This is a genomic window from Gelidibacter gilvus (assembly GCF_004115975.1).
Taxonomy (GTDB): domain Bacteria; phylum Bacteroidota; class Bacteroidia; order Flavobacteriales; family Flavobacteriaceae; genus Gelidibacter; species Gelidibacter gilvus.
In genome coordinates this window covers 44,566-61,436 of sequence record NZ_SDDZ01000018.1, presented here as the reverse complement: position 1 = coordinate 61,436, position 16,871 = coordinate 44,566, and the positions used below count along the sequence as shown (strand labels likewise).

Genomic DNA, 16,871 nt, shown 5'->3' with positions numbered 1-16,871 from the left:
AGCTGAAAGCCCACTTACATTTTTAATACCGTGTATTTGAGAAAACAACAATGTTAATTGCGATAGCGCACTTATCGCAATTAACAACATTGACTTATTTGTCCATTACCAGTTCTGGTTTTGCAACATTTCTTTTGAATTCAAACTGATTGCTGGTATTCTTTTCTCCGCCTGCTTTTAGGGCATTATCTCCCGCAAAAAAGGTTTTGTGGCTGTCTCCAAGATCTGAGCCGGCCATACGTTGGTGTTTTACACAAGAAACACCTTTTCGGATTTCCTGTCTTTGAACCCCTCTTACATAGGCCAACATGGCATCATCTCCAAAATACCCTTCAGTTAAATCATTCATATGAAGTGCGGTGGTGTGGTAGGTTGGCAAGGTGATTAAATGATGGAAAATTCCAGCGTCTCTTGCAGCATCCCTTTGGAAGGTCCTGATTTTCTCGTCAGCACGATAGCAAAGTTCAGAAGCGTCATAATCGGCATCCATTAAGTTGTTTCGATTATAACCCGTCATGTTTTCACCTTCCTCAAGCATTTCATCATAAGCTTGATGACGGAAATTTAAAGTCCAATTAAAAGATGGCGAATTATTATAAACCAGTTTGGCGTTTGGTACTACTTTTTTAATTCGGTTTACCATATGTGCAATTTGCTTGACGTTTGGAGTTGGCGTTTCTATCCACAACAAATCGGCTCCATTTTGTAAACTAGTAATACAGTCCAAAACAACGCGATCTATATTTGAACCTTCTTTAAATTGATATAAACCATTAGCTAATCTTATAGGCCGAAAAAGTTTGCCGTCTCTTTTCAACATCACATCATCATCTTTTGCCTCATCGATAGTTATTTCTTCTGCATCTACAAAGGCTAGATATTGAGAAGCCAGATCGCCCGACACTTTGCTCACTGGTAACTTTTGAGTAAGACTCGCGCCTTCAGAATCTGTTCTTGCCACAATGATGCCTTCGGGTATTCCCAGTTCTATAAAGGCATACCGAATCGCGTTTAGTTTTGCGATAAAATCCTCATGGGGTACAGTTACCTTTCCGTCTTGATGCCCACATTGTTTGGCATCCGAAACTTGATTTTCAACTTGAATGGCACAGGCGCCGGCTTCTATCATTTTTTTTGTCAATAAATAGGTCGCCTCTTCATTTCCAAAACCAGCGTCAATATCGGCTATAATAGGAACAATGTGGGTTTCGAAATTATCGATTTGATCTTGTACATCTTCACCCTTTTCAAGTCTCGCAAATAAATCGTTAAGCTCGATGGCATCTGCTTGACGCAAGAAATCATAAATTTCCTTTATCAAATTAGGAACTGTGGTTTTTTCATGCATGGATTGATCTGGCAACGGCCCAAATTCAGAACGTAAAGCGGCCACCATCCAACCGGATAGGTAGAGGTATTTCTTGCTTGTGGTTTTATGGTGCTTTTTAACAGCGATCATTTTCTGCTGTGCCACAAAACCATGCCAGCAACCTAAAGATTGTGTGTAGTTTGAATGGTCTGCATCATATTCTACCATGTCCTTTCTCATAATGGCAGCGGTGTATTTAGCGATATCCAAACCTGTTTTAAACCGATTTTGAACCACCATGCGGGCGGCACCTTCAGGGTTGATGGCATTCCAAGTAGCTCCATACTTGGCTTTAAGGTCTCTTACAGTTTGCAATGCAGAACTATAACTACTTTGTTCTAAATTTTTCATAATTTTGTGATAAGTTATTTATTAGTAATAATGAGATCCTGTTGATTGTGGCCGCAATCGCAGGATTGTTTTTTTATAGGTATTTATATGCCGGCAATGTTAAAAACTCTTCAAACTCTTCAGATTTCACGAGGTTGTCAAAGAGCTCAATTGCCAACTGGAATTTTGAATTTTTCATGTGATCTGTACCAAACTCCTTAATAATTTTTTCTACTTCATTATCTAAAAGTTCTTTGTAGAGTTCCATGTCGAAGGTTCTCCCATCTTCCAATTTGACTTTGTTTTTTAGCCATTGCCAGACTTGAGTCCGCGATATTTCGGCAGTAGCTGCGTCTTCCATTAAATTATAGAGTGCCACAGCGCCATGTCCTCTTAGCCAGGCTTCGGTATATAAAATACCAACGTTGATGTTTTTTCTAACTCCAGCTTCGGAAATTGTACCTAGCGGGAGTTCAACCAGATCTTGTGCTGTGATGTTGACATCATTTCTTAAAACATGTAATTGGTTTGCTCCGGGCATATGCTTGTCAAATTCTTGCATGGCCACGGCGACCAGTCCGGGATGTGCAACCCATGTGCCATCATGTCCATTTTTTACTTCACGTTCTTTATCTTTTCTAACTTTTTCCAAAGCGGCACTATTGGCTTTTTCATCATTTTTAATTGGAATCTGAGCCGCCATTCCGCCTATGGCATGGATGCCTCTTTTATGACAGCGTTGGATGACCAACTTTGAATAGGCATCCATAAATGGTGTGGTCATAGTGACTTGATCGCGGTTTGGAACTATAAAATTGGGATGGTTTCTGAATTTTTTTATATAGGAGAAAATATAATCCCAACGACCACAGTTCAAGCCAACAATATGATCTTTCAATTCGTAAATAATTTCGTCCAACTGAAAACTAGCTGTGATTGTTTCTATTAAAACAGTCGCTTTAAAAGTTCCTTTTGGGACTTCCAAATAGTCTTGGGCAAACGTGAAAACATCATTCCACCAACGGGCCTCTAGAGAATGTTCTAATTTTGGCAGATAGAAATAAGGCGCTGTCTGGTTATTTAATAGGGTAGTGGTATTGTGAAACACATACAATCCAAAATCAACCAAACTGCCCGAAGCTTCTTCATCATTAATTAAGAGGTGTCTTTCGTTTAAATGCAAGCCTCTCGGTCTGACCATTAGAACGGCGGTTTCTTGATTTAGTGCATACGACTTATTGCGCTTTTTGTCCACTAAAGAGATTGTTTTTCTGTTGGCATCTCTTAAGTTTTGTTGGCCTTCCATGGTGTTTTTCCAAGTAGGCGCATTGCTGTCCTCTAAATCTGCCATAAATGTTTTGGCGCCAGAATTTAAAGCATTGATAATCATTTTTCTGTCCACTGGGCCTGTAATTTCTACACGTCTATCTTGTAAATCCTGTGGTATCTTACCGGCAGTCAACTCATTATTTCTGATATGCATGGTTTCTCTTGAGAATTCTGGGAATTTCCCTTCATCAAAAATCGTTTGCTGTTGAACACGTTTTTCTAAAAGTGCTAACCTTTCAGAATTGAACCGTTCGTGCAAGGCAATGAGAAATGCAACAGCATCTGGCGACAGAATGTCGGGGTAGTGATCTTCAACGTTTTTAGAGAATTTTAGTATAGCTGATTTTAAAATTGTGTTTTCCATGGTATTGAGATGTTTGTGAGGACAATGATAAAATAAATATTTTTAAAAAACAAGCGAACGTTCGCTAAATAATTTATTCCGCTCAAATTAGCTTGTTCGCAAAAATCATTATATTTGTTCTATGGAAGAAGATTATATCAAAATTATATTTGGCTTAAAGCTAAAGCAGATAAGGACTGAAAAGAATTTATCACTGTTTGGCCTGTCCAAACTCTCAGGCTTGTCAAAGTCTTATTTAAATGAAATTGAAAACGGAAAAAAATATCCAAAACCTGATAAGATTATGGCACTTGCAGAAAAATTGGATGTGCCTTATGATCAAATGGTGTCTTTGAAGTTGGATAAGAATCTGGCGCCAATTGGTGATTTGCTAAGCTCTAAAATACTTAAGGAAATTCCGTTGGACCTCTTTGGGATAAAGGAAAGTGATTTAATAGATATTGTTGCCAATGCACCATCTAAAGTCAATGCATTTATCAGCACCATTATCAAAATTGCGCAAAACTATAATTTTAGTAGGGAGAGTTTTTTCTTGGCCTCTGTGCGTTCTTTTCAAGAAGCCAACAATAATTATTTTGAAGATTTGGAACAGGGCGTTTTAAAGTTTGCCAAAGCTTACCAAATCAATTTAAAGCTGCCCATCACTTCTAGGGATTTGGGAGAAATCTTGGTTGAAGAATTTGGCTATACGTTGGTTGAAGATGAATTGAATAAGTTTGAAGCTTTAGATAATTTGAGATCGGTGTTTGTTCCAAAAACCAAAACACTTTTGTTGGCCAACGAGATTGATGAGGCGCAACGGACGTTTATTTATGCGAAGGAACTGGCCTATAATTTCCTTGAAATAGAGGAGCGTTTGTACACGTTTCCATGGATTAAGTTTAAAACATTTGATCAGGTATTGAACAATTTTTACGCTTCTTATTTTGCTGGTGCGCTCATCATCCCAAAGGCTAAAATTAAAGTACTCTTGAATGAGATTTTTGTAAAAGAAACTTTAGACAGAGGCTTATTTTTAAAAGCGATAGAAAGCTTCAATGCGTCAGCCGAATCTTTTTATCAACGTTTGACCAATGTTTTGCCTGAAGAATTTAATCTTCAGAATTTGTTCTTTTTGAGATTTACGCATAAAGCAGGGAGTGATAAATTTTATCTCAAAAAAGAATTGCATTTATCCCATCACCATTCGCCTCATGCCAATGAAGCTGGTGAACACTATTGTAGACGTTGGGTGTCCATAAAAATGTTGGAAGATATCAGCAAAAGTGAAAAGGAACACGAATTCGATCTTCAAATTTCCAATTACCCTGATGATGGGATGAAGTACTTGGTGTTGTCTTCAGCAACCAAAGATCCTTTCAAAGAGAACCATTACCGGAGTATTAGTGTTGGTTTGCTCATTAATAAACAGTTACAGAGAAAAATTAATTTCCTTTCCGACCATAAGATTATCACCCAAAACGTTGGTGTGACCTGTGAGCGCTGTCCTATTCAGGATTGTGAGGTCAGGCAAAAGCCCGCTATTTATTTAGAGCGCGCCGCTAAAAACAAAAAAGTCGAACATATTGTGGAAGAATTGAACGCTAAGTTTCAAGCGTAGAGAGGCTAACCACGTTAAGGTGCTAAAAAAATAAAAGCTTGACAAATTGTAGATTTATCAAGCTTTTTTAATAATGGCGATAGGGTAATCAAAAAAACACGACTTATTTTCAGTCTAAATAAACTCCATAAAAGTAGTTTATTTATAACTCGCAGATAAAATTACCGCTGTTTTAAGGCTATCTTACGGTAAGGTTGAGAGAAAGTGTCTCCATATTTCCTATGCCGGAATTACGCTCCGCCCAAACTTCTATATATTCACCTTTTTTCAATTCGACTGATCCTATTATTGGCAAGGCTAAAATATCCGAAGATGTAAATATGCTGGAAGAGCCACGACCATATACTTTTGTTTGCTCAATTACTTCCCCATTTTTTGCGATATAAAGTATTGCAGTGAAAGAATCACTAGAGGTCTGAAAAGATATTGATGCACCTAATTGAAAGAATCTTGGTTTATTCCCTCGGTAGGTAATTTTGTTATCTCCATCCTTAGTAAATCGAAAAAGATTATATGAGTTGGTCGTCCCAGAGATTTTTTTTCTACTTCCCTTTCCCGTGCCAGTAAATGTGGTTGTTGCCCCACTGCCAACCAGCGCTGATAAATTAATATCCCCAATAGCCACATCGTCACTTTCCCTTGGAATGCCAGGTGCAGCAACAGACCACGCATTGCTGAAATTATGTCCTGGATAAGTAAGTTCAGGGGCATAACCTTTAACGTATGGAGCACTAGAAGTGCCTGAAAATACAGTGCTTTGCAAAACGCCAGTCACTAAAGTCAGACCAGGGGTACTGACATCTAGTGCTACAGCTGAACCTTTTACGGTGCTAAACCCACTGACTTTCTCTATCAATCCGAAAGTGCCAGTAAATGTTTCATAAGTGCCACTATTGTTATCCATCCATGCTTGATTATTCAGTAATAAATTACCAATACTAGAATAGGTAATGCCATTGTTGTTATTAACAAAATTAACAATATTGCTAAAGACCAAGCCTAAGCTTCCTATGTTTCCAACGCTGCCTGACATTCCTTCGATAATTGTATTTTGAATCAATAGAGAGGAGTTGCTTGCCGTGCCTGGACCAGTAATGTCAAAAGCTTTAGTTCCTCTTAAAGTAACATTTTTTATGGTTCCCCCTTTATTTCCTTTAAATACAGTTCCAGTTGCTGAGAGCACATCTTCGTTGGCGTCCAACCCAGAAACATACGCATCGTTCAACTCAATGGGATGTGCTAGGTTTATCGTGCCATTAATTTCATAATAGGTTTTTTGGTCTAATTTATAGCTAGATCCACCTCCGGCAATTAATTCTGTGGCTAAATCTGTTGCCGATTTGATCAACTTGTAATTATTTCTCTTAGCGGACAGATCATTTCCTAGCTTTGCCCAAGAACTTGTTGTTGTATTAAAAAAGTAAAACGCTTTTTCATTTGTATCAAAAACCAATAAACTTTCTGCAGGACTCACAATTGCCTGCCGTTCTGCTGTTGTCATGCGCGGCGCTAAAAGTCCTTGAGAATTAGAGTTAAGATCCAGTAAGGATGACGGATCTGGGTCTGCAGTACCAATCCCTACTTGTGATAAGGCAATTGTACCCGTTAACAGGCAAAGTGCTAAGGCAATTTCTTTAATTTTAAATTTCTGAATGTTCATAACCTTTAGGTTTTAATTTATTTTTTTATTGAGGATTTGGGTTTCATGGCTTCAGCGGTTTATGGACTGCTGAACTTAGTATATTTTAATGGTGAAATTTTGATTTATTAAACTATTTAATGATCACCTTCTTGGTTTGGGATTGCTTTTCATTATCCAACTTCACCACGTAAATGCCGCTGTTTAAATTTGTAGTCTTTATGGTGTTTCTTTCAGAACCTTCGTTTAAATTGGAAGTCAAAACCAAACGTCCTTGAATGTCATATATTGAGATCTTCGTGTCCGCCAGAAGTTGCCCATTTATATAAATGGTCTGATCGTTTACATACAATCTTATGCTACTGCTGTCTATATCAATGGTAGAAAGCGTCGTGTTGCCAATCCTTAAGAAAAACCGTCCACTTCCAGAAATTGCAGCATCAGGGGTAAATGTGTAATTGTTGGTGTTTAATAAAGTGAAGGTGTTGGCTGCTTTATCTTCTAAATAAACTTGAGTTTCTACTGGTAATGTAGAGCTTTGAATATTGAATGTCACCTGTCTTCCTTGCGCGACTTTTAAACCTAACGGAATGATTACATCATTTAAATCAGCTAATCCCAGACTTTGGATGGCCATATTCCGACCAAGGTTATTTTCGACTAAATGGGAAAACAACATGAGATTTGAACTTGTGCCACTAAAGATTTCAGCATCATATCCTGGATCTAGACCTAATGTGGAATTTTCATGGAAGTAGATTTCGGTCGCAAAATTATCAGTCTTGTCCCCAGCCTGTATTCGCAGCATTTGATGTGGACTAGGTTGACGTCCAAGAATGAAATCATCTGTTCCCGTAAGAGTTCTCATAGCTGTGGTAAATGAAATTTGATTGGTAGAGGAGCTACGGTTTTTGGCGATGAAGAAGCCTTGGCCTGGAGCGATATTTACAGTACTGTTGGTCAAATTATTAATAATAGTAAAATTCCCGATGGTACCTACACTTGGCGCTTTGCCACTGTTGTAGCCATATATTGCTGTTGCGTTTGGGTCTAAAAATTCTCCGTTTTTATTTAAAAATGCTTGCGAGTCAATATATGTTGGGTAGGGATTCCCTATAAGGTTCCAGTAATTTTTGCCGTTTGCAGTGATCTCAACCGTTTCAGTGTTGCTCGATACTTTACCAGTGAATCGTACGGTCTGACCACTTTTTGATGCGGCTCTATAACCAATTCCTCTTTTTAATTGGGTTGTCCCATTTGTATTTACATCATAGTTTACGTAAACGTGAGCTGAATTACTATAAGGACCAAAGGCATAAGTTGTAGGTGTTTTAGGAGAATGTGGTAGGATGTCTGAATTTTTTACCATCTCGCCGTTCGGACTATAATTCAGGAATTCCTCAAAAGTCACGTCCCCTGTTTCTTTCACGGGCAGGGAAATTAAATCATTTCCGCCATTTACACCAGAAGTGCCAACAACATTGACATAGCGGTCGTAGTTAACCACAGTATTGGTTGCCAATTCGCCATGCAGTAAGAGGCAGGCGTATTTGTCTGATGTTGATTTTAGGTCAATGTTTGGAGCGTTCAGGGTTGTTCCATATGCTACCAAGACTGAAGTGCCAGCATTTACTGTGATGGTCTTTTCTAAACTTTGGGCACTAGAAGTAAAACAGATCTCAAATAAAAGAGCGCATGATAAGAGTAGTTTTTTATTCATGGTAAGAGTATTTTGAAAACAGGAGTTTGAGTGGCATTATAATTTCTAATAATTGCAATTAATGGGTGATAGTTAGAGTGTGTTCAATTTTAACCCTTTAGTTCGGGTTTTAAATTTCCCAAGGAAGGTTGAAATAAAAATTGTTGATGTAAGTACCAGTGTTCATACTGGCAATTATTCTAATGTGTAAGGCGTTAGACCTGTTTTATACCAGTCCGAGGGAATGAGAAGTGATTGGAAACCCAATTAAGGGTAAGTAGGTATAGTTTTTTCATAATACGTAGGTATGATAATAATCGTTATTGGGTTAACTATGATGATTTTTGAGATGGTAGACTATAATTTGGGGACTAACGCTAACAAGCTACAAATTTATAACTATTATCGACAAAAACGACCGCTTTGTCGGATAATTTATTTTTTAACATTTTATTGTTGTAATGAAAAGAATCTCTCTTGTGAATATCGAACAGATTTTTTGTAAGTAGGCTAATTTAAAATCACCTCTATGGCTTTGTCTAAAAATTCGTCTTTCTCTAATTTAACTCCATTAATGGTTTTACTGACATAGATATCTGGTAATATGCCTATTCCATGATGTTGAGAGCCATCATGTTTAACCACTTTTCTGCCGGTCCAATTAATAATGATATTCCCCAATAGCGTAAACGGATTAATATTACCATTGGTACCTGCTGTGGGTTGTCCCACTATGGTTGCTAATTGATATTCTTTAATGAAACTCATATAGCTCTCGGCATAACTTATAGATCTTCCATCGACAATAAAGACAATTTTTTTATGACCTAAATAGGGTTTTTTTGTTCCCATTTCCCAAGCTTCATTCTCATAGCCAACTACTTTTTCATGATCTGGATAAATTATTTTAGGGATTCTCATCCAGGCTTTAGAGGTGTCTTTTTCTTTCAAGAGATGTGAAATCAAGTCGTGGTTGCCGTTAGGGTAACCTCTTAAATCACAAATAATACCTTTTGCCTCCTGTAATTGTGGCAAAAGCGCAGTAATAGTGTCCATTTTAATAGTAGAGAGATTTAGATAATATATATTCTCATCCAGTACTTTATAATTATATTCTTGCATGCGAATATTATTATCGGATCGATCTAATTTTTGATCACGATTCAAAACGAAATTTTTATTATTAATCTCTATGAGAAGTGTCTCGTCTTTTTCACCTGATAAACTCAAGTTCTGCGCGCTATAATTTAACCACCCTGTGGTCCCTGCCGAAATTCGAGAATTAATTTCTTTAAAATAGTTTTCTGATAATTGGTTGTTTACTTTGGTGACGACATCGCCAATTTTTATTCCTGAATTTTTATCTTTAACCCTAGTGATAACCAATTCATCTTCAATCCACTCCCATTTAATAGCGGGCACAAATACTTCAGAGTTAGACCTATGAACAGAGATGTGACCGTCTTTTAATGGTGCGGTAAATTTTTGTAATGTTATTATATGGTCTTTCTCTGTTTGATCCTTTAAACTTCTGTGTAGAGCGGTTTCCAATTCTTTATCCCAATCCATATCCACTTCATTAAAGTAAGGATAAAAATGCTGAAACACATTGTAGGTATTTATGACATTGCCTAAGTACATGGCCGTTGTATTTAACTCATTGAAACTATTTAAACGACTGAGGAAGGGGTGGAATGTTTCACTTTTGGGAAAGGTGTGTTCAATGTTTCCGTATAGATTTATAGGAATTTGACAAAAGATGCTCTCCCCGATTTCTTTTTCTATGAGCTCCCCAAATTTTGGAAAGGAATCGTACTGGGGTTCGACTTTTACTTTCTTGAATTGTCCTTCGTAGGTGATTACGGCGCAATTTTCAGCTGCTTTGTTTTCGGTATTTGAAAGAGAATATGAATAGCCTATACTTTTTCCTGTCCAGTTTGTATCCTGGTTTTTGACCCCAATAGTTTGCGCTTCAAAATCACTGTTTTTAATAGGAATCTCTACCCATTCATTCTGCTCTTTATAATAGAGATGGACTTCATCTAAAACAAAGTGCAGTCGCCAATTAAAAGAGCTCCCATAAAAAGCTCTGATGCGAGATCATCTATTTCCCCAATAATTTCATATTCGTTCCATTCAGTGCTTGTAATGGGATTATAGAGCATATTTTCAAAGAAGCCAACTGTTTTGTCAGACTTGTCCACACGTACCCATAAATGTCCCGAACCTTCGGAACCCTCCTTAAGTTTTACCCAACCTGTATATTTTATTTCCTTTCCTTTATACTTTTCAGGATCTATGGATAAGGTTAGACTGCCGAAGCCTCTTGATTCATCAATTTCATTGTAACTATTAACTCTAATGCTGCTGTAGCGTTGATCTTGGTGAATCATGTCTTTTGAAACGCCCTTGTGTTGCCAATAAATGGGTTCATAGGATTCAGTGTTGCTGGGTGTGATTGCCCTGATATCGTAGTTTTGCTTCGTATTAGAAAATATGACACTTGGTGCCATAGGTTGGAATAGGTTGTTTAGTGTAGCTATGACCTCTGTTTGATTCTGACATTTTAAAATCTCGTGAGCCCCGAATGCTGCAAAGCTATTCCAGTCTGTTTCAGATGCTTCATCACTGGGATGAAAATATTTTACATAGCCATAGGCTTTGGCAAACGTTTTTAAATAGTTTATTTTTTCTTGCTGTTGGGAATGGCTTGCACTAACAAATAAAATGGCGCATACGAGTGTCATCGTTTTTTTCATAGAATTAAATTGGCAGCTGGATGTACAAATGGAATTAGTGGCACATAATAATGTAAATATAGTTCTTTTAATAGTTGAGAACTTTCGTAATACTAAAAGGATTGACCGGTGGGGGAGCAATATTTGTATTGCATAATAGTGTAGGATCTGAATGAAAGAGTAAAGATTGTTTGCGTTATTTCTGGGTTAGTTCGCGATATTTAAAGTGCAGTTCCGTTCCGATGACCTGTAAAACGGTATATGAAATTCCTATTTTCGAAAAAAAAGGCACCGCAATGGCATTTTGGTAAGTTATAGGATTGTCTTCTTTATCTGAGTCGAAAAAAATACCCTGAAGACCAATGCATTTTGAGCTCTCCACTTCAATTAAAACGACTTCGCCATAACATCCGCCGGTAATGGCGATAATTTTTCCTTTGGCTTGGTTGGGTTAACTCGTCATTTTTATCACAGCGGAGACTATATCCTACTAACGGATCAAGTCAAAGAGTTGAGGAATATCAAATTTATTAAAATCTATTATGGGTAGGTATGAATTTTCGTTCCTATCATTTTCACACATTACAAAACAATTACCTTACTTTAACTCATTTCGATTCTCCATTCACTATCCATTCACTATCCATACACTATCCATGGAGTATCTATGGAGTATATACGCTATACCTTTTTGTCATTGGTTCGAGTCCGGTTCCCGATACTAGCAAAAACAAGCCTTTCAAGAAATTGAGAGGCTTTTTTTATGGTGATGGGTACAGAATAACACTAACTTCAAAATATCTTTTTCTTTGTTGGCAAATGCGATCATTCAATAGTAGAATGTGTTATTTTTTTCGCCCAAGTTATCTTAAAAATTTCTCGCCAAGAATTAAAGGAGAAGCACCAACTATTCTAAACTTAGTTCAATTTGAAAAAATGTAGCAATAAGATGATTTGGAGTGATTTCTAAGATTTTGCATAACCAATCTACAAGATGATTATATAACATATTTCTAAAAAATGTAATACATCTCAAATTATATGGGTTAAATTTACATAAAACATTTTAAATTTAAATTAAATGGTATCTAAGAAAAACGACCTTTCAAATAGAAAACTGCTAATGATTGTGGATGATGATAAAGAGGACCGTTTTTTTTTCTCAAGCGCCATACGTAAATACAATCCATCTTTTAAATGTGTTGAAGCCGAGAACGGTGTGGATGCACTTGAACAATTGAGAAAGGGATCGGAGCTGCCTGATTTTATTTTTCTCGATTTGAATATGCCGAAGATGGATGGCAAGGAATGTCTCATAGAGTTAAAAAAAGATAATGCCTTAAAAAATATTCCAGTTATTATTTACAGCACCTCAGATTATAAAGTAGATAAAGAAATATCCAAAGAGCTTGGAGCTGACTATTTTCTTACCAAATTATCCGATATTTATCCATTGCCCGAAGAATTAGTAAAAGCAATGGAAAAAGTAGGACAAGACTAGTCAGACCCAATTGTTGCGAACACTTTTTAGCCACACTAAGTTCCGTATTAATACCTCCAAAGGTTAGAATCATTAAATACTTTTTGTTATTGCTTTGTGATAAGAAAACACAATAGCATGGCTAGGTTTTAAAGTTTTCGTGAAGGGCATGGACTTTAATTTTACCTATTGCCTGCTCCGAAGGAGGTACAGCATTGTACCGAACAGAAAAGAACTAAACAGCGCCAATTTGTTTCTGTTCCAAAGCTTGCCTAATCATAATTGAATTTATAATTACCGAAATCCAATGAGAGCATATAAAACTATAATCCAAATTCTCGAATATAAAATTTACGTGTTTAATACGTAAGATTGAGAGTACGGGCAAAAATAATTTAAAAATCATTTACATTAATGGCAACAGAAAAGAAAATAAAGAAGCAACCCCCTGCCACCTTGCAGAACTTTCCCGTTATAGGTATTGGCGCGAGTGCTGGAGGTCTTGAGGCCTTCAAGAAGTTACTTGCAGCGATACCAGAAAGTTCTGGAATGGCGTATGTGTTGGTGCAGCATCTTGATCCAGAGCACGAAAGTATGTTGCCAGAAATCTTACAACGCGTCACAAAAATCCCTGTGCATGAAATTACTGAAGACATCCATCTTGCGCCCGACCATATTTACACCATTCCGTCCAATAAAATTTTAACCTCAACAAATGGTGTGTTGCAACTCACGCCACGAGATAATAAGATTCTAAATTTGTCCATCGATATTTTCTTTACCTCACTTGCTGAAGTTCATAAAGAATTTGCAGTTGGTGTGATTTTATCTGGAACCGGTAAAGATGGAACTAAGGGCTTGAAATCCATCAAAGAATATGGCGGAATTAGCATTGCGCAAGACATGGAATCGGCAGCTTATGATGGGATGCCAGAAAATGCCATCAACGCTGGAGTGGTTGATTTTATTTTAGCTCCCGAGGAGATTCCCGAACATCTTTTGCAAATAAACAGTACAGAAAAAAAAATTAAGGTAAAAGAGAAGGAAGATCCAGATGCCAAAGATGATGGGTCAGTTTTCAAACAGATTCTTTCGGTGCTTCGACAGCGCTGTGGCGTAGACTTTACCCATTACAAAGAGCCTACTTTACGCAGGCGTTTGGCGCGACGAATTGCCATTGTAAAAAAGAAAAATCTTACTAATTATCTAGAATTTTTGCGCACTGATGACGCCGAACAGGATGCACTTTTTCAGGATATGCTTATTCCGGTAACATCGTTTTTTAGAGACCCAAAAGCTTTTGAAACCTTGTCGGAAAAAGTTTTGCCATCCATACTTAAAAATAAAAATCCAGATGGACTCATTCGTTTATGGGTTGCGGGGTGCTCCACAGGCGAAGAAGCCTATTCGATTGCCATCTGCCTACAGGAGTTTTTGAAAGCGAATCCGGATAAAGATCGCGAGCAGCCAAAAATTCAAATCTTCGCCTCCGATATTTCTGAAAAAGCAATTAAGAAAGCCCGTTCAGGAATCTACACTAGGGCTGAAATAGAAACGGTTGCTGCAGCACATATAGAAAATTATTTTACGAAAATAAATGGCGGATATGAAGTAAACAAACTCATACGTGATATGTGCGTGTTTGCAACTCACAATTTTTTAAAAGATCCTCCATTTGCAAAAATGGATTTAATCAGTTGCCGTAATGTACTTATATACATGGATTCTTTTTTACAACAGAAAGCATTCGGCACATTTCATTACGCACTTAAAGAAAATGGATTTCTGTTTCTGGGTAAATCTGAATCCATAGGGGCATCTTCCGATTTATTTGCATCAGTGGCCAAGAAAGAGAAAATTTATTCGCGTAAGCCAGTTAAAGGTCGTTTTAGGCATATTGCCACAGAATTAAAGGAAAAAGCATCAAAAAGGAAATTTAAATCCATAATCAAACCGGAGGCCACACAAACAGATTTTCGCAAAAGTGCGGAGGCCATAATGATTTCCAAATCACCTGCAAGTGTTGTGGTTAATGAACAAATGGATATTGTGCACATCCACGGAGATGTCACAGATTTTCTTCAGTCACCACAGGGAAAACCCACGCATAACCTTTTGTTAATGGCCCGCGAAGGTTTAGGTTTTGAATTGCGAAACGCCATTCACAAAGCTTCCAAGAATCAGGCGGCAGTAATCAAAGAGAATATTCCGATGGGCAGAAATTCTCAGACTGAGGAAGATGCTAAAGGAAAACAGTTTTCGGTTACGATAGAAATTATTCCCATTACGGATACCGTTGAACGGCATTACCTCATCCGTTTTGAGAAAATAGCAATTCCCAATGAAAAAGAAGAAAAGTTATCTTCAATAGGAAAAACTAAAGCAGCCGAAGCAGCAAAGCGAATTGAGCAACTAGAAAAGGAATTGGCTTTCAATCGTGAAGATATGCGCTCCATCACCGAAGAGATGGAAGCTGCTAATGAGGAACTACAAAGTGCTAATGAAGAATTACAGAGTAGCAATGAGGAGATGCAAAGTTTGAATGAGGAAATGGAAACATCCAAAGAGGAACTGCAATCTACAAATGAAGAGTTAATCATCGTAAACCATGAGTTGTATGAGAAGCAAGAGCAACTGAGTGCTGCCAGGATTTATTCAGACAGTATCGTTAGCACGATGCGCCATCCCCTAATTGTTCTGGATAAAAATCTAAATATTAAAACCGCGAATGCTGCCTTTTATAAAAAATTTAAAGTGGATGAATCGGAGACAGAAAATAAGTGGTTTTATGAAATTCAGCACCATCAGTTTGATGATTTTAAACTTCGCTCTATGCTTGTAAAGGTTCTGTCTCAAAAAAATCATATTGATGATTTTGAAATCATCCTTAACCTTCCTGAATTGGGTAATCGTAACCTGTTGATGAACGCTCGACAGATTAAGAATGAAAAAACATCAGAGCAATTAATATTGCTGGCTATTGAAGACGTTACGGAGAGAAGATTAGCAGAACAAAAACTTAAGACCTTTGCTGAAGAATTAGAAACTAAAGTAAAAAAACGAACCGCTGATCTTAAAAAATCAAACGAAGAATTAAAGCAAACCAATACGCAGTTAGACCAGTTTGCACATATTGCCAGCCATGATTTACAGGAACCACTTCGGAAAATCTTAACCTTTTCCAAGTTGTTACAGAACTATCATAAAGAGGAATTGAGCTTAGAAGCACAATCTTATCTCGACAAAATCGAAAATGCATCTTCTCGAATGACAACGCTTATCCGTGATTTACTCAATTATTCGAGCTTGCTTGAACACGAGAAAGTACACGTGAAAACAGACTTGAATGAAACTGTAAAAAATGTTTTAACCGATTTTGAACTGCTAATTAATGAAAGGAAAGCCAAAATAACATGTGATGATCTCCCAACCATCGATGCCATCCCGTTGCAAATGACTCAGCTTTTTTACAACCTCATTGGCAACGCACTTAAATTTTCAAGAGCCGATGTACCTTCAGTTATCACAATTACAGCGCGCACGCTCACAGAAAAACAAATTAAGAAATATCCAAGTTTGAATCCATTACTATCTTATGCGGAAATTATTGTAAAGGACAATGGCATTGGCTTTGATCAAAAATATGTTAAGAAAATTTTTACCATATTCCAAAAACTTCACAATAATGAAAATTTTGCCGGTACTGGCATTGGACTAGCGCTTACAAAAAAAATCATAAAAAACCACCAAGGAGTCACCTTTGCTATTGGCGAAGAAAATAAAGGGGCATCATTTCATGTCATCCTTCCCTTTAAGCAATCGAAAAAACCAAATCAGTAACAGATTATGGATACCACTTATTTTATGATTATTGATGATGATGCCGATGATCGGTTTTTCTTTAAAGAGGGCTTAACGAAAATACTTGGTTCTATAGCATGTATAGAGGCCGAGGGTTGTGAAGAGGGCATTGAGATTTTAAGAACAGCAGTACAATTACCACACTATATTTTTCTTGACATCAACATGCCGCGTTTAGATGGTCGTGACTGTTTAAAGCAATTAAAAAAAGATGCGAGTCTCAAACATATTCCTGTCATCATGTATTCCACTTATTTTTCGAAAGAAACCATTAAGGAATTTCGAACTCTTGGCGCATCGAGTTATCTCAATAAACCAACGGATATATCTAAACTTTCTGCTCAAATTCTTGAAGTGGTAAAAGATTTGTAAAAACATCTTTTCTGATTTTCAAATTAAGCAAATTCCTGAAAACATGGATAATTATGAATTGTAAGTTCCAAAAGGTTCGTGTTACTTATA

At 37.2% G+C, this 16,871-nt stretch carries 10 protein-coding genes; 4 read left to right on the top strand and 6 right to left on the bottom strand.

Annotated features, from left to right (window positions below):
* Nucleotides 1–94: 94 nt before the first annotated feature.
* A complete protein-coding gene (locus ESZ48_RS18045; protein WP_129018900.1) occupies nucleotides 95–1,720 on the bottom strand; it encodes an isocitrate lyase in 1,626 nt (541 codons plus the stop codon).
* A gap of 73 nt (nucleotides 1,721–1,793) precedes the next feature.
* On the bottom strand, nucleotides 1,794–3,392 hold the full coding sequence (aceB, locus tag ESZ48_RS18040) for a malate synthase A (protein WP_129018899.1): 1,599 nt from the start codon (nucleotides 3,390–3,392) through the stop codon (nucleotides 1,794–1,796).
* Between the two features lie 121 nt (nucleotides 3,393–3,513).
* Between aceB and ESZ48_RS18035 the strand changes: the two genes are divergently transcribed.
* Nucleotides 3,514–4,992, top strand: a complete 1,479-nt coding sequence (locus ESZ48_RS18035; RefSeq protein WP_129018898.1) for a helix-turn-helix domain-containing protein — start codon at nucleotides 3,514–3,516, stop codon at nucleotides 4,990–4,992.
* A 178-nt stretch (nucleotides 4,993–5,170) separates the two neighbouring features.
* Here the strand turns inward: ESZ48_RS18035 and ESZ48_RS18030 are convergent, their stop codons facing one another.
* The 4 genes from ESZ48_RS18030 to ESZ48_RS18015 all read right to left on the bottom strand — a co-directional run bounded on the left by ESZ48_RS18030 (nucleotide 5,171) and on the right by ESZ48_RS18015 (nucleotide 11,089).
* Nucleotides 5,171–6,652, bottom strand: coding sequence for a hypothetical protein (locus ESZ48_RS18030; protein ID WP_129018897.1), 1,482 nt, complete (start codon nucleotides 6,650–6,652; stop codon nucleotides 5,171–5,173).
* Nucleotides 6,653–6,764: 112 nt separating this feature from the next.
* Nucleotides 6,765–8,351 carry a T9SS type A sorting domain-containing protein gene (locus ESZ48_RS18025; protein ID WP_129018896.1) on the bottom strand — a complete coding sequence of 529 codons (1,587 nt, stop codon included), beginning with the start codon at nucleotides 8,349–8,351 and terminating at the stop codon, nucleotides 6,765–6,767.
* A 489-nt stretch (nucleotides 8,352–8,840) separates the two neighbouring features.
* Complete coding sequence (locus tag ESZ48_RS18020; RefSeq protein ID WP_129018895.1) at nucleotides 8,841–9,971, bottom strand: S41 family peptidase; 1,131 nt, start codon at nucleotides 9,969–9,971, stop codon at nucleotides 8,841–8,843.
* A 401-nt stretch (nucleotides 9,972–10,372) separates the two neighbouring features.
* Complete coding sequence (locus tag ESZ48_RS18015) at nucleotides 10,373–11,089, bottom strand: hypothetical protein (RefSeq protein ID WP_129018894.1); 717 nt, start codon at nucleotides 11,087–11,089, stop codon at nucleotides 10,373–10,375.
* 1,060 nt (nucleotides 11,090–12,149) lie between these two features.
* On the opposite strand from ESZ48_RS18015, the gene ESZ48_RS18010 reads away from it, so the two are divergent.
* The 3 genes from ESZ48_RS18010 to ESZ48_RS18000 all read left to right on the top strand — a co-directional run bounded on the left by ESZ48_RS18010 (nucleotide 12,150) and on the right by ESZ48_RS18000 (nucleotide 16,781).
* Nucleotides 12,150–12,569 carry a response regulator gene (locus tag ESZ48_RS18010; protein ID WP_129018893.1) on the top strand — a complete coding sequence of 140 codons (420 nt, stop codon included), beginning with the start codon at nucleotides 12,150–12,152 and terminating at the stop codon, nucleotides 12,567–12,569.
* A 393-nt stretch (nucleotides 12,570–12,962) separates the two neighbouring features.
* Nucleotides 12,963–16,388: a CheR family methyltransferase gene (locus ESZ48_RS18005; protein WP_129018892.1), complete on the top strand. Its 3,426-nt coding sequence runs from the start codon at nucleotides 12,963–12,965 to the stop codon at nucleotides 16,386–16,388.
* 6 nt (nucleotides 16,389–16,394) lie between these two features.
* Nucleotides 16,395–16,781 carry a response regulator gene (locus tag ESZ48_RS18000; protein WP_129018891.1) on the top strand — a complete coding sequence of 129 codons (387 nt, stop codon included), beginning with the start codon at nucleotides 16,395–16,397 and terminating at the stop codon, nucleotides 16,779–16,781.
* Nucleotides 16,782–16,871: the final 90 nt, after the last annotated feature.